The organism is Armatimonadota bacterium (assembly GCA_031460175.1).
In the GTDB taxonomy this organism is placed as follows: Bacteria; Sysuimicrobiota; Sysuimicrobiia; order Sysuimicrobiales; family Sysuimicrobiaceae; genus Sysuimicrobium; species Sysuimicrobium tengchongense.
This window is the reverse complement of sequence record JAVKGW010000003.1, coordinates 196,135-209,677: the sequence shown is the minus strand read 5'-3', so window position 1 is coordinate 209,677 and position 13,543 is coordinate 196,135. Positions and strand designations below refer to the sequence as shown.

Annotated in this window: 18 protein-coding genes and 1 riboswitch; of the genes, 17 read left to right on the top strand and 1 reads right to left on the bottom strand. The window is 69.8% G+C overall.

Annotated features, from left to right (window positions below):
• The 11 genes from QN206_05895 to hslO all read left to right on the top strand — a co-directional run bounded on the left by QN206_05895 (position 1) and on the right by hslO (position 8,929).
• A complete protein-coding gene (locus tag QN206_05895) occupies positions 1–522 on the top strand; it encodes an ECF transporter S component (GenBank protein ID MDR7614341.1) in 522 nt (173 codons plus the stop codon).
• Positions 522–1,520: an AIR synthase family protein gene (locus tag QN206_05890; protein MDR7614340.1), complete on the top strand. Its 999-nt coding sequence runs from the start codon at positions 522–524 to the stop codon at positions 1,518–1,520. Before QN206_05895 ends, QN206_05890 begins: the two co-directional genes overlap by 1 nt.
• Positions 1,517–2,401, top strand: a complete 885-nt coding sequence (gene pdxS / locus QN206_05885) for a pyridoxal 5'-phosphate synthase lyase subunit PdxS (protein ID MDR7614339.1) — start codon at positions 1,517–1,519, stop codon at positions 2,399–2,401. Before QN206_05890 ends, pdxS begins: the two co-directional genes overlap by 4 nt.
• Position 2,402: 1 nt before the next feature.
• Positions 2,403–2,990: a pyridoxal 5'-phosphate synthase glutaminase subunit PdxT gene (gene pdxT / locus QN206_05880; protein MDR7614338.1), complete on the top strand. Its 588-nt coding sequence runs from the start codon at positions 2,403–2,405 to the stop codon at positions 2,988–2,990.
• A gap of 119 nt (positions 2,991–3,109) precedes the next feature.
• Positions 3,110–3,275: riboswitch (TPP riboswitch) on the top strand.
• An 83-nt stretch (positions 3,276–3,358) separates the two neighbouring features.
• Positions 3,359–3,940 carry a TenA family protein gene (locus QN206_05875; protein ID MDR7614337.1) on the top strand — a complete coding sequence of 194 codons (582 nt, stop codon included), beginning with the start codon at positions 3,359–3,361 and terminating at the stop codon, positions 3,938–3,940.
• Positions 3,937–4,557, top strand: a complete 621-nt coding sequence (locus QN206_05870) for a TenA family transcriptional regulator (protein MDR7614336.1) — start codon at positions 3,937–3,939, stop codon at positions 4,555–4,557. The genes QN206_05875 and QN206_05870 overlap by 4 nt, the downstream gene beginning before the upstream one ends.
• Positions 4,554–5,930 carry a putative hydroxymethylpyrimidine transporter CytX gene (cytX, locus tag QN206_05865; GenBank protein ID MDR7614335.1) on the top strand — a complete coding sequence of 459 codons (1,377 nt, stop codon included), beginning with the start codon at positions 4,554–4,556 and terminating at the stop codon, positions 5,928–5,930. Before QN206_05870 ends, cytX begins: the two co-directional genes overlap by 4 nt.
• Entirely contained in the window at positions 5,920–6,570 is a 651-nt protein-coding gene (thiE, locus tag QN206_05860; GenBank protein MDR7614334.1) for a thiamine phosphate synthase, read from the top strand. Before cytX ends, thiE begins: the two co-directional genes overlap by 11 nt.
• Positions 6,567–7,376: a bifunctional hydroxymethylpyrimidine kinase/phosphomethylpyrimidine kinase gene (gene thiD / locus QN206_05855; protein ID MDR7614333.1), complete on the top strand. Its 810-nt coding sequence runs from the start codon at positions 6,567–6,569 to the stop codon at positions 7,374–7,376. The genes thiE and thiD overlap by 4 nt, the downstream gene beginning before the upstream one ends.
• Positions 7,377–7,401: 25 nt before the next feature.
• Complete coding sequence (locus tag QN206_05850; GenBank protein MDR7614332.1) at positions 7,402–8,046, top strand: thiamine diphosphokinase; 645 nt, start codon at positions 7,402–7,404, stop codon at positions 8,044–8,046.
• Positions 8,047–8,056: 10 nt separating this feature from the next.
• Positions 8,057–8,929: an Hsp33 family molecular chaperone HslO gene (gene hslO, locus QN206_05845; GenBank protein MDR7614331.1), complete on the top strand. Its 873-nt coding sequence runs from the start codon at positions 8,057–8,059 to the stop codon at positions 8,927–8,929.
• On the opposite strand, the gene rpmB is transcribed toward hslO, so the two are convergent.
• On the bottom strand, positions 8,926–9,117 hold the full coding sequence (gene rpmB / locus QN206_05840) for a 50S ribosomal protein L28 (GenBank protein MDR7614330.1): 192 nt from the start codon (positions 9,115–9,117) through the stop codon (positions 8,926–8,928). The genes hslO and rpmB overlap by 4 nt on opposite strands.
• 65 nt (positions 9,118–9,182) lie before the next feature.
• On the opposite strand from rpmB, the gene recG reads away from it, so the two are divergent.
• From recG to rpmF, 6 genes are read left to right on the top strand one after another with little or no spacing between them, the layout of a single operon-like run.
• Positions 9,183–11,300, top strand: a complete 2,118-nt coding sequence (recG, locus tag QN206_05835; protein MDR7614329.1) for an ATP-dependent DNA helicase RecG — start codon at positions 9,183–9,185, stop codon at positions 11,298–11,300.
• Positions 11,301–11,302: 2 nt separating this feature from the next.
• On the top strand, positions 11,303–11,851 hold the full coding sequence (rsmD, locus tag QN206_05830; GenBank protein MDR7614328.1) for a 16S rRNA (guanine(966)-N(2))-methyltransferase RsmD: 549 nt from the start codon (positions 11,303–11,305) through the stop codon (positions 11,849–11,851).
• Positions 11,848–12,327, top strand: a complete 480-nt coding sequence (coaD, locus tag QN206_05825) for a pantetheine-phosphate adenylyltransferase (GenBank protein ID MDR7614327.1) — start codon at positions 11,848–11,850, stop codon at positions 12,325–12,327. The genes rsmD and coaD overlap by 4 nt, the downstream gene beginning before the upstream one ends.
• 2 nt (positions 12,328–12,329) lie before the next feature.
• Positions 12,330–12,779 (top strand): hypothetical protein, encoded by a 450-nt coding sequence (locus QN206_05820; GenBank protein ID MDR7614326.1) that lies wholly within the window; start codon positions 12,330–12,332, stop codon positions 12,777–12,779.
• A gap of 14 nt (positions 12,780–12,793) precedes the next feature.
• Complete coding sequence (locus tag QN206_05815) at positions 12,794–13,297, top strand: DUF177 domain-containing protein (protein MDR7614325.1); 504 nt, start codon at positions 12,794–12,796, stop codon at positions 13,295–13,297.
• 27 nt (positions 13,298–13,324) lie between these two features.
• On the top strand, positions 13,325–13,513 hold the full coding sequence (gene rpmF / locus QN206_05810; GenBank protein ID MDR7614324.1) for a 50S ribosomal protein L32: 189 nt from the start codon (positions 13,325–13,327) through the stop codon (positions 13,511–13,513).
• Positions 13,514–13,543: the final 30 nt, after the last annotated feature.

The window sequence follows — 13,543 nt, the reverse complement described above, 5'->3', positions numbered from 1 at the left end:
ATGAGCACGCGGCACCTCACGTTGGGAGGTCTGGGTGTGGCGCTGGTGGTGGTCGCGACCCTGGTGATCCGCATCCCGATCCCCGCAACCCAGGGCTACATCAACCTCGGGGAGACCATGGTATACCTCACGGCCCTGCTCCTCGGCCCCGTGTTCGGGGCGGTGGCCGGAGGGGTGGGGTCAGCCCTCGCGGATCTCCTGGCGGGATATGGAGCCTTTGCGCCCTTCACCCTCGTGATCAAGGGGGTAGAAGGCGCGGTGTGCGGGTGGATTGCCGGGCGCATGTTCGGATGGCCGGAGGGGGAAGGTCCGAGGCTGGTGGGAGGAGGGATCGTGGCCTGTGCGGTTGCGGGGGCGTGGATGGTTCTGGGCTACTTCGTAGCGGAGGCCTACCTCATGGGCCTGGGTGGGGGGGCCGCGGCCGCGGAGGTGCCCGGGAACCTCTTCCAGGTCAGCAGCGGCATCGTGGTGGGGGTTCCGGCCGCGGCCTTGCTGCGGCGGTCTATTCTACGTCCCGCCTGATGCGGCCCGGTAAGGTTCCCCCGGAGCTCCTGCAGCGCCTGGTCTATCCCTACCTGGGGCGGCGCCCGGACGTGCTCGTGCACGCCTCCTGGGGGCAGGACTGTGCCGTACTGGACTTCGGGGAGTGGGTGTGCGTGGTGACCACGGATCCCATTACGGGGGCCAGCCGGCACCTGGGCCGGCTGGCGGTGCACGTGGCCTGCAACGACCTCGCGGCCACGGGCGCTGAGCCGGTAGGGCTGTTGCTGGACGTGCTCCTCCGGGAGGGAAGCACGGAGGAGGACCTCCGGGAGCTCATGGAGGAGGCGGGTTCCACCGCGGCGGAGATCGGGGTGGAGATCGTGGGAGGGCACACGGAAGTCACCCCGGGGATTGCCCGGACCCTGGTGGTCATGACCGCCCTGGGGAAGGCTCCGAGAGACGGCTACGTGACCACCGGGGGGGCCCGTCCGGGAGACACCCTCCTGGTCACCAAGGCCGCGGGGCTGGAGGGGACCGCCATTCTGGCCACGGACTTCGCCCCCTACTTTTCCGAGCGACTGGGCGAGGACCTCGTGCGGCGGGCCCAGGCCTTCCTGCAGGAGATCAGCGTGCTCCCGGAGGGGAGGGTGGCGGTGCGGGCGGGAGCCGTGGCCATGCACGACGCCACGGAGGGGGGGATCGTGGGCGCAGCCCTGGAGATGGCCCACGCCTCGGGGGTGGGTCTGGAGCTCTGGGTGGACCGGGTCCCGGTGCGGGAGGAGACCCGGAGGATCTGCGAGGTGGTGGGGATCGATCCGCTGGGTCTAGTCAGCAGCGGGAGCCTCCTCATCGCCACGCCGGACCCGGCCCGCACCGCGGGCGCCCTGGCGCAGGCCGGGATCCCCGCGGAGGCGGTGGGCCGGTTCGTGCCCCGTGGACGCATCCAGGTCCGGGACGGAAAGCGTACGGAGCTTGTGCCCTTTGCCCGGGACGAGCTGTGGCGGGCTTTGGAGCTCCTGGAGGAGGTGCGGGAATGAGGGAAGAGGGAACGGAGCGCATCAAGCGCGGGTTTGCGGCCATGCTGAAGGGCGGGGTGATCATGGACGTGACCACCCCGGAGGAAGCCCGGATCGCGGAGGAAGCCGGAGCCGTGGCGGTGATGGCCCTGGAGCGGGTGCCCGCGGACATCCGAGCCCAAGGGGGAGTGGCCCGGATGGCGGATCCGGCCCGCATCAAGGCCATCATGGAGGCGGTCAGCATCCCCGTGATGGCGAAGGTGCGCATCGGCCATTTCGTGGAGGCCCAGGTGCTGGAGGCCATCGGGGTGGACATGATCGACGAGAGCGAGGTCCTCACCCCCGCGGACGAACGGCATCACATCGACAAGCATCCCTTCCGAACGCCCTTCGTGTGCGGGGCACGGGATCTGGGAGAAGCCCTCCGCCGGATCGCGGAGGGGGCCGCCATGATCCGGACCAAGGGCGAGGCGGGGACCGGGAACGTGGTGGAGGCGGTGCGCCACGTGCGCCAGATCCTGGACGAGATCCGCCGGCTGCAGGCCCTCCCGGAGGAGGAGCTGGTGACGGTGGCCCGGGAGTTGGGAGCGCCCTTGGAGCTCGTGCGGGAAGTCCGGCGGCTGGGTAGGCTGCCGGTGGTGAACTTCGCCGCGGGAGGAATCGCCACCCCCGCGGACGCGGCCCTGATGATGCAACTGGGGTGCGATGGGGTGTTCGTGGGAAGCGGCATTTTCAAGAGCGGCGACCCCGCCCGGCGGGCCCTGGCCATCGTGGACGCGGTGGCCCACTTCGACGACCCGTACGTGATCGCCCGGGCCAGCGAGGACCTCGGGGAGCCCATGCGGGGGGTGGACGTGCGGGCGCTGACGGAACGGGAACTGCTCCAGACCCGGGGGGTGTAGGATGCCCAGAGTCGGAATCCTGGCCCTTCAAGGGGACGTGGCGGAGCATGCGGAGGTTTTGCGGCGGCTGGGCGCCAAACCCGTGGAGGTGCGGGACCCCGAAGATCTGGCTGACGTGGACGGGTTGGTGCTTCCCGGGGGCGAGAGTCCGGCCCAGAGCCGTCTGCTGGAGCGTGCGAACTTGAGGGAAGCCATCCAACGGCGCGCCCGCGCGGGCATGCCCGTTCTCGGGACGTGCGCGGGCCTCATCCTCCTCGCCCGGGAGGTCACAGGCGGTCCGGTCCGTACCCTGGAGCTGATGGACATCGCCGTGGTCCGCAATGCCTACGGGCGGCAGCGGGAGAGCTTCGAGGCGGAGGTGTGGGTGGAGCGCCTGAGTCCTCCCCCCCTTCGGGTGGCCTTCATCCGGGCTCCCCTCATCACCCGGGTGGGACCGGAAGTAGAGGTGCTCGCCACCTTCGAGGACCACCCCGTTCTGGTGCGACAGGGTCCGTGGTTGGGCGCGAGCTTCCACCCGGAGATCACGGGGGAGGTGCGCCTCCACCAGCTCTTCCTCTCCCAACTGGAAACCCTACGGCAAAGCCCGTAGCAGGAACCCCCCTCCGCAGGGTAGGCTTGTCGGCAGCACGCTATTTAAACAACGGTTGCTTCATGCACCAACCAAACCACCTTGCACCCCGTGCGATAATGTTGGGAGAAAAACCGAACAGCGGGCCCTGGGGGAGCTCGGTGAAGCCGGGCTGAGAGTGCGGCCGGCCCGAGCCGAAGCCCGGGGATCGGTCCAGCGATTCCCTGGGTGGTTCGGGCGATGTCGCAGACCCCGCTGAACCCGATCCAGGTAATGCTGGCGTGGGGAATGGGCGGCTTTCCCGCAACCGCCAGGTCCTCGATCGGGCCTGGCGGTTGCGTTTCAGAGCCATGGGGATCGCGGCGCGGTTGTGGGAGGAAAACCAGGACTTGGCGGAGAGATGCCTCCGGCACCCCTTCGTTCAGGGGATCGCCACTGGCCGGTTGGAGCGGTCCCGGTTCGCCTTCTACGTGGGACAGGACGCCTATTTCCTCGAGGCCTTTGCCCGGGCCTACGCCCTCGCCATGGCCAAGTGCCCGGACCGGGAGGGCTTTCGGGCGTGGAAGGAGCTGCTGGACGGGGTGCTGCAGGAACTGGAGCTGCACGCGGGATATGCCCGTGCCTGGGGCGTGGATCTCACCCCCCAACCCGCCCCGGCGACCCAGGCCTACACGGATTTCCTCCTGCGGGTGGCAGCCCTTGAGCCCGTGGGCCACATCGCCGCCGCCATGACCCCCTGCATGCGTCTGTACGCGTACCTGGGGCGGTCCCTGGAGCCCATCGCCCGCCCCGAGAGCCCCTACCTGGACTGGGTACACACCTACGGGAGCCCCGAGTTCGGCGCCCTGGCTCAGCAGCTGGAGACCCTGCTGGACCGGTACGGCACGGAAGGTCCGCGGATTCGGGACCTTTACCGGCGCGCCATGCAGCTCGAGTACGACTTCTTCGAATCCGCCTGGAGGTCGGCGTGAGGGTGCGGGAGCTGGTAGGGGCGTTGGCGGAACGGTGGCAGAGGGCCACCCGGCACCCCTTCCTCGCGGTCGTGCGGGACGGGACGCTGCCGCCACAAGCGTTTGCCACGTGGCTGGTGCAGGACTACCACTTCGTGCGGGGATTGCTGCCGTTCCAAGCGCGCCTGCTGGCCTTGGCCCCGCGGCGGGACCAGAAGGTGCTGGCCCGGGGGACTCTGAGCCTGGTGGAAGAGCTCGGGTGGTTTGAGGATCAGGCCGCGCGGCGCCACCTGGACCTGCAGGCGCCCGTCCACCCCGTCTGCCGCAACTACGTGAACTTCCTGTGGGCCCTTTCCTTCGGACCCTACGCCGCGCAGCTGGTAGCCTTATGGGCCCTGGAGCGCATCTACTTCGAAGCGTGGAGCCACGCGAAGCCGGGTGTGGAGCCGTACCGGGAGTTCGTGGAGCGCTGGACCCACCCCGGCTTCGAGGAGTACGTCGGGGAGCTGGAAGCGGCGGCGGACCGGGCCCTGGCGGAGGCGACCGAGAAAGAGCGGGAAGCGGCCCGGGGAGCGCTGGGGGAAACCGTCGAGCACGAGATCCGGTTCTGGGAGTTGAGCTGGGAGGGAGGAGCGTGACCGCGGCGGTGTACGAACGCGAGGCGGTGACGGAATGGGGGATCGACCCCATCCCGGAGGAACGTCGGCCGCTGGGAGGATGGGACATCTTCGTGCTGTGGCTCAACCTCGGCATCAGCCTGCTGCTCCTCGTGGCCGGGGCCCTGCTGGTCCCGGGGCTGGGCCTTCGGGATGCACTTCTCGCCACCGCGGTGGGCGTGGTGCTGGGGAACCTGCTCCTGGGATTGGGGGCGTGGATCGGGGTGCGCGCGGGGGTCCCCAGCATGGTCCTGCTGCGGGCGCCCCTGGGGATCGCGGGCTCCGCGGCGCCGACCGTGCTCAACATCCTTCAGAACGTCGGGTGGGGAGCGTTCGAACTCCTCATCATCGCCCAGAGCGCGGACGCGATTACACGCCGGGCCCTGGGAACCTCCAGCTACGTGGCCTGGGTGGCGGTCTTCGGGCTGTTGACCACCCTGATGGCCGTGGGCGGACCCATCGTGGTGGTGCGGCGGTGGCTGCGCAAGTACGCCGTCTGGCTCGTGATCGCCTCTACCCTTTACCTCACCGGGTACGCCCTGTTCCGGCTCGACGTCCGGAGCCTCTGGAGCCAGAAAGGGACAGGGCAACTGCCCTTCTGGCTGGGGGTGGACCTGGTGGTGGCCATGCCCGTCTCCTGGATCCCCCTCGTGGCGGACTACACCCGGTTCGGAGTAGGGCCCCGCGCGGCCTTCTGGGGCACGGCCCTGGGGTACGGGCTTGCGAACTTCTGGTTCTACGCCCTCGGAGCGCTCTTCATGCTGGCCCTGCGGGCCGAGGACCTGATCGCCGCGGTTCTGGCCATCCCCGTGGGGGCCGTGGCTCTCGGGATTCTCCTCGTGGACGAGACGGACGAGGCGTTCGCCAACCTCTACTCCACCTCCGTCTCGCTGCAGAACCTCTGGCCGCACGCGGACCGGAGGCGGCTCGCGGTGGGCGTGGGCATCGTCTGCTCCGCCCTCGCCGCCACCATTCCCCTCGCCCAGTACGAGGCCTTCCTGTTCCTCATCGGTGCCTTCTTCGTGCCCCTTTTCGGTGTCCTCGTGGCGGACTACTTCGTGGTGCGAGGCGGTCAGCTCGCGGCCGAGGATCTCTACGGGCCGCAGGCATCCGGCATCCGATGGACGGCCTTCGTGCCGTGGCTCGTGGGCTTTCTCCTGTACCAGTGGATCGTGCCCACGGAGGCCCCGGGGTGGAAGGATCTGCTGACCGTCCTGTTCCGGACCGTGGGACTTCCCTTCCCGCTGAGCGCCTCGGTTCCATGGCTGGGCGCCTCCATCCCCAGCTTCCTGGCCGCCTTCCTCCTCCACGCCCTCCTGGGAACTGTGCTGCGGAGGTCGCGCCGTGCCGCTTGACCCGCGGTTGTATGTGATCACGGACGCCACCTTCCGGGGCCGCACCCACGAGGAGGTGGCGGAGGCCGCGTTGCGGGGGGGAGCCACCGTGCTCCAGTTCCGGGAAAAGCACGCCACGACCCGCCAGCTGTACGAGATCGCCCGGCGCCTGAGGGAGCTGTGCCGGGCCTTTGCGGTGCCCTTCATCGTAAACGACCGGGTGGACATCGCGCTTGCGGTGGACGCGGACGGGGTACACGTGGGGCCGGACGACCTGCCCGTGGCCGTGGCCCGCCAGCTCCTGGGACCTCATCGCATCGTAGGGGCGAGCGCGGGGACCGTGCAGGAGGCCCTCCGGGCGCAGGAGGAGGGGGCGAGCTACCTGGGTGTGGGCGCCGTTTATGCCACGGGGACCAAGCCCGACGCGGGCGCCCCCATCGGACCCGGAGGCCTCGGGGAGATCGTCCGGGCCGTGCGGATCCCCGTGGTGGGGATCGGCGGCATCACCCAGGAGACCGTTCCGGAGGTGATCCGGGCCGGGGCGGCGGGGGTAGCGGTGATCTCCGCGGTGGCTTCAGCGGAGGACATGGTGCAGGCCACCCGGGCCCTGCGCCGGGCGGTGGATGAGGCCCTTGCCCGAAGAGGGGAGGTGGGTACGTGACCGTTCCCAGAGCCCTGACCATCGCGGGCTCCGATTCCGGAGGAGGAGCCGGTATCCAGGCAGACCTTAAAACCTTCTCCGCCCTCGGGGTCTTCGGGATGAGTGCCGTGACCGCCATCACGGCCCAGAACACCACGGGAGTCTACGCGGTGCACGAAGTGCCCCCGGAGGTGGTGGCCGCCCAGATCGACGCGGTGGTCACCGATATCGGGGTGGACGCGGCGAAGACCGGGATGCTCAGCAGCGCCCCCATCATCGAGGCGGTGGCGGACCGGGTTCGGGCACACCGCATCACCAGGCTCGTGGTCGATCCCGTCATGGTGGCGAAAAGCGGCGCGCCGCTTTTGCGTCCCGAAGCCCAAAAGACCCTGCGCACGCGCCTTTTGCCGCTCGCCCTGGTGGTGACCCCGAACCTGCCTGAGGCGCGGGTGCTCGTGGGTCGGGAGATCCGCAGTCTGCTGGAGATGCGGGAGGCCGCCCGGCGGCTTGCGGATCTGGGACCCCGGTACGTGCTCCTCAAGGGCGGGCACCTCCCGGGGGATCCCGTGGACGTCCTGTACGACGGGGAAGGGTTTTTGGAGCTTCCCGCTCCCCGGATCCCCACGCAGCACACCCACGGCACGGGCTGCGTGCTCTCCGCGGCCATCGCCGCCCACCTGGCCCGGGGACTGTCGCCCCAGGCGGCGGTCGAGGAGGGCAAACGTTTCGTCACCCGGGCCATCGAGGCGGGCCTCCCTCTGGGGAAAGGGGTCGGCCCCTGCAATCCCCTCTTCTCCCTGATCCGGCCCCCGGAAGACGATCCGTGAGGGTTCAGGGGCCCGGTGGGTGGTCGTGCGGAGGACGGATCCGGTGGCGGTGATCGTGAGCGGCGGCCGGGGCTCGTTGCCGAGGGGGCTGAGGGGCGCCGCCCTCGTCGTGTGTGCAGACGGCGGCGCCGTGCGGGCCCGGAAGGCAGGGTGGCACCCACACGTGGCGGTAGGCGATCTGGACTCCCTGGATCCGGACACCTTGGCGTGGCTGGAGCGGATCGGTGCGCAGGTCGTGGTGCATCCAAAAGACAAGGACAAGACAGATACGGAACTGGCCGTGGATCTCGTGGCAGAGCGGGGCTACCGGAGGGCATACCTTCTGAGCGCCCTCGGGGGACGTCCGGACCACCTCCTCGGGAACCTTCTCCTCCTGCACTACGCGGCCCAGCGGGGTCTTGACCTCCGGATCCGGCAGGGCGGGACCCTGGCCCAGGTGGTGCGGGGTCGGGTTCGACTGGATGCCCGCCCCGGGGACATGGTCTCCCTCTTTTCCCTGGCGCCGGTGAGCTCGGGAATCTCCACCCGGGGCTTGCGGTTTGCCCTCATGGAGGGCACCTTGAGGCTTGGGTCCTCCCGGGGGATCAGCAATGAGGTGGTGGACCCGGATCCGGAGGTGGAGGTGCGGGACGGAGAACTTCTGGCCATCCGAATCCGCAGGAGCCGGTGAGGGTCGCTCCGTGGATACCCTGGTGCGGGCGCTGGGAGCGGACGGGTCGGTTCGGGCGTTTGCCTCCGTGACCACGCGGCTGGTGGAGGAGGCAAGGCTTCGCCACGGGACCGCGCCCACGGCCACGGCAGCCCTGGGGCGGGCCCTGACCGCCTCCGGGCTGCTCGCGGGCACCCTCAAGCATGGCCAGAAGGTAACCCTTCGCATCCTGGGAGATGGTCCGCTTGGCGGGATCCTGGCGGACGGGACCGCGGAGGGGGCCGTGCGGGGATACGTCCAGAATCCCCACGTCCACCTCCCCCTCCGGCGACCCCGCAAGCTGGATGTAGGCGCCGCGGTGGGCCGGGGGACCCTCCACGTGACCCGGGACCTGGGTCTGCGATACCCGTATCACGGAAGCGCCCCCCTCGTCTCCGGGGAGATCGGGGAGGATCTGGCCTACTACTTCGCGCAGTCCGAACAGATCCCCTCCGTGGTGGCCTTGGGCGTGCTGGTGGAAGCCGACGGCCGGGTGGTCGCCGCGGGCGGTTTTCTCGTGCAGGTCCTGCCGCGGGCCCCTGAGCAGGTCCTCGCCTACCTGGACGCCCACGCCCGCGCGCTCCCGCCCGTCACGGCCCTCGTGCGGCAGGGGTTGCGGCCTGCGGAGATCCTCCAGGTGGCGCTTGGGGATCTGCCGTTTCAGGTGCTGGAAGAACGGCCCCTCCGGTTCCGGTGCACCTGCTCGACGGAGCGGGTGCGGGAGGTTCTCGCGAGCCTGGGCCCGCAGGAGCTCACCGCCCTCCTGGAGGAGCAGGGCCAAGCCGAGGTCCGGTGCCGGTTCTGCGGGGAGCGCTACCTGCTTGACGGTCCCGCCCTGCGCGACCTGCTCCGGAGTTTTGCCTAGACTGCCCGCCGGACGCGGCCCGAGCGCAGGCAGGTGGTGCAGACGGTGATCCGCCGGACCCCTCCTCCGATCCGGGCGCGTACCCGCTGGAGGTTTGGGAGAAAGCGCCGCTTCGTGTGCCGGTTGCTGAAGGAGACGCTATGACCGCTCGCCGGTCGCTTGCCGCAGATCTCGCACACCCGTGCCATGTTCCTCCCTCCTTGACCCGGCGCATTCTACCATAGGCGGGAAGGGAGCGAAAGGATCGGAGGAGATGAGACGGAAGGGTGCGAACACAACTCCTCGAATGGCCAGCGGGTCGGGTGGGCTGCAGCAGGGCGTAGAGGCGGTCCGGGGTGTGGGTCCCGCCCTCGCGGACCAGCTGCGCCGTCTGGGCCTGGAGACGGTGGAGGACCTCCTGTACCACGTCCCGCGCCGGTACGAAGACCGGCGGCACTTCAGCCGTCTCTACGACGCCCCCCACGGCGAGCACCGAACCTTCCGGGCCACCGTGGTGCGGCTGCACACCCCGCAACTGCGCACGGGGAGGACCCTGACGGAGGTGTACGTGACGGACGGCACCGCGGTAGGCGTGCTGAAGTTCTGGGGGAACCGGCACCTCCACAAAGCCCTCCAGCCCCGTACGGAGATCGTGGTTTGGGGACGGGTGCGCCGGGCCTTCGGCCAGATCGAGATCGAGAACCCGGAGTTCGAGGTCCTCACGGAGGGCACGGCTTCGTCCCTCCATACGGGCCGCATCGTCCCGGTCCACTCCGTCACGGAGGGCCTCTCCGCCCGGGTCCTCCGGCGGGTGATCCACACCGCGGTCCAGCAGTACGCCCGATGGGTCCCCGAAACCCTTCCGGAGGGAATTCGGGAGCGTTTCGGGCTTCTGCCGCTCGCCCAGGCCCTGCGGGCCGTGCACTTTCCCACGAGCCTGGAGGAGGCCGAACGTGCCCGACGGCGGCTGGCCTTTGAGGAGCTCCTGATCCTGCAGCTGGCCCTCCTGCTGCGCCGGCGGGAGGCGAGCACGGCCACGAAGCCCCACCGGTACCGGACGGAGGGCGGGATGCTGGAGGCCTTCTTTGCCTCCCTGCCCTTCTCCCTCACCCGGGCCCAGCAAAGGGCCATCCAGGAGATCGCACGGGACATGTATTCCCCGCATCCCATGAACCGCCTGCTGCAGGGAGAGGTGGGTTCCGGGAAGACCGCGGTGGCCGCGGCCGCGGTGGTGATCGCGGTCCAGGGAGGGTTCCAAGCGGCGGTCATGGCGCCCACGGAAATCCTGGCGGAGCAGCACTACCTCACCTTCCGTCGTCTGCTGGAACCCCTGGGCATCCGCACGGTCCTGCTCACGGGAGGTCTCGGACGAGGAGAGCGGGAGGCACGCCGGGCGGAGATCGCATCCGGAGAGGCCGATCTGGTGGTGGGCACGCACGCGCTCCTCCAGGAGGACGTGGCCTTTCACCGGCTGGCCTTGGTGATCGTGGACGAGCAGCACAAGTTTGGGGTTGCCCAGCGGGCCGCCCTCCGCCAGAAGGCCCGGGATCCGGACGTGCTGGTGATGACCGCCACCCCCATTCCCCGCACCCTGGCCCTCACCCTGTACGGGGATCTGGACATCTCCGTGCTCGACGAGCTTCCCCCCGGCCGCGTCCCCGTGCGCACCTACCTCCGGACGCCCGCGGACCGGGAGCGCATCTACGCCTTCGTCCGGCGGGAGGTGGAGGCGGGCCGTCAGGCGTACATCGTCTGTCCCCTTGTGGAGGAGTCCGAGAAGCTGGACGTGCAGGCGGCCACGGAGCTCTACGAGGACCTGCGCGGGCGCGTGTTCCCGGATCTGCGGGTGGGGCTCTTGCACGGACGGATGGAGGTGGAGCACAAGGAACGGGTTATGCAGGCCTTCCGGGAAGGAGAGATCTCCATCCTGGTGGCCACCCCCGTGATCGAGGTGGGGGTGGACGTGCCGAACGCCACCGTCATGGTGGTGGAGCACGCGGAGCGGTTCGGGCTCGCCCAGCTGCATCAGCTCCGGGGTCGGGTGGGGCGAGGCGGCCAGAGGGCTTACTGTATCCTGATCGCGGAGCCGAGCTCGGAGGAGGGGAGGCGGCGGCTGGAGGCCCTGGTCCGTACCAACGATGGCTTCGAGATCGCCCAGGTGGACCTGGAACTCCGGGGGCCGGGGGAGCTATTCGGGACGCGGCAGCACGGCCTTCCTGACTTCCGGGTCGCGAACCCCCTCCGGGACGGACCCCTCCTGGAGCGGGCGCGGGAAGCTGCCTCCCTCATCCTTACCGCGGATCCCCGGTTGGAGCAGCCCGAACACGAAGCCCTGCGGCGGACCCTTCTGGCCCGGTACGAGGGATCCGCGGCGCTGCTGGCGGTGGGCTGATCATGCGGATCGGGGCGGGGACGAGCAGAGGCAGGAGGATCCGGGTTCCCCCGGGGGTACGACCGACCCAGGAGCGAGCCCGGTCCGCCATCTTCAACATGCTGGGGGAACGGGTCCGGCAAGCCCGGGTCCTGGACCTCTTTGCCGGCGCGGGGACCTTGGGTCTGGAGGCCCTGAGCCGGGGAGCCCGGTGGGCCGTGTTCGTGGAGCGGGCACCTCGGGCGGTGCGGACGCTCCGGGCAAACCTCGCGGAAGGCGGGTGGGAGGACCAGGGGGAGGTATGGCCCATGGACGTCTTCCGGGCCCTAGTCTCCCTCGGACGACGAGGTCACCGGTTCGACCTCGTGTTCCTCGATCCCCCGTACGGGACGGGGCTCGTGGAACGGACGTTGGAGGCCCTCGCGACCTCCGGGCTGCTGGCTCCTGGGGCCGCCGTGGTGGCGGAGAGCGCGGTTCGGGAAGCGGTGCAGATCCCAGCGGGCTACGAGGTCGTGCGGGATCGGCGCTACGGGGACACCCGGGTGCGAATCCTGATCTGGAGGGGAACGTGACCATCGCGGTCTATCCGGGCACCTTCGATCCCATCCACCTCGGGCACCTGGACATCATCGTGCGGGCCGTCGGGCTCTTCCCTACCTTGGTGGTGGGGGTCGCCCACAACCCCGCAAAGCGCCCCCTCTTCAGCCCCGAGGAACGGGTGGAGATGATCCGGGAGGCGGTGGCTGGCCTTGGGGGGGTCCGGGTGGAGGCCTTCGAGGACCTCACCGTCTCCTTTGCACGGCGCTGCGGGGCTCGGGTGATCGTCAAGGGGCTGCGGGCGACCATGGATTTCGATGCGGAGATGAAGATGGCCATGATGAACCGGCGTCTCGCTCCGGAGGTGGAGACCCTCTTCTTGCCCACAAGCCCGGAGCTCGCCTACCTGAGCTCCACCCTCATCAAGGAAGTGGCCAGGCTGGGCGGAGACGTCTCGGAACTGGTCCCCCGTGGGGTGCTGGAGCGGCTTCGCGGGAAGGTGCAGCGGTAACCGTGGAGACGGTTTGGGAGTTGCTGGACCACCTGGAGCAGCTGGTCTCCTCGAAGCCCTCCCCGCGGGACCGCCGGGGGGCAGAGGAAAGGGAGGTACGCACCCTGCTCCAGATGATCCGGGCCCGCCTCCCCCGGGATCTCCAGGAAGCCCAGCGGATGCGGGCGGAGGCGGAGCAGCTGTTGATCCGGGCCCAGGAGGAGGCCCGGGAAATCGTCCTCCGGGCACAGGAGCATGCCCTGCGCCTGAGCGGGGAGCACGAGGTGGTGAAGCTGGCGCAGCGCCGGGCGGAGGAGATCCTCCACGCGGCCCAAATGGCGGCGGAGGAGACCCGGAGGGGGGCGGACGCGTACGCGCGGCAGGTCCTGGACGATCTGGAACAAGGAGTCCTGCGGGTCCTCCTGAGCATCCGGAAGGGGAAGCAGATGCTGGAGGATCGGAAGGAGAGGTAGCTCGAGGTGCGGGGATGAGGATCGCGGTTCCGGAAATCTTTCAGGATCCCGGGGGCGTGGTGGTGGACCTTCGCGGATCCGTCCCCTCGCAGATGGAAGACGTGGGCTTCGTGGGCCCCATGCGGGGCCGGGCTTGGGTGCGGGCCGAGGGGACGCGGATCCGATTAAGCGGGGAAGCCTCGGCGGACGTCCGGCAGACCTGTGCCCGCTGCCTACGGGAGTTCGTGGGGACGATCTCCGTCCAGGTCAACGAGCTCTTCGATCCCGCCCTTCAGCCGGCGTGGGGCGGGGAGCTGGAGGAGGGGGATTTCATCTTCCCCCTGGACGGGGACCTCGAGGTGGAGGAGATCTTCTGGCAGCACCTCCTGCTCGCCCTCCCGCAGGCCCCCTTGTGCCGCCCGGACTGCGCGGGCCTGTGCCCCGTGTGCGGGGCGGACCGAAACGTCGACCCTTGCGACTGCGTGCCCGTTGCCCGAGACCCACGTCTTGCCGTCCTGGAGCGCTTCAGAGTAGAGTGAGCGTAGTGTGTCCGGAGGTGAGCGGAGATGAGCCGGTCCATGCGGCACTCCCACATGCGGGTGGCCAGGCGCCGCGCCCTGTGGCGGGTGGAGCGGCCGAACCTGGTCCCGTGCCCGCGCTGTAAAGAGCCCGTCCTTCCCCACCGGGTCTGCCCCCGGTGCGGGTACTACAACGGCCGGGCCGTGATCCCCGAGGAGAAAGCAGGCCGATCCTAGATCCCCCACGCATCCACCGGAGCGTCGGAC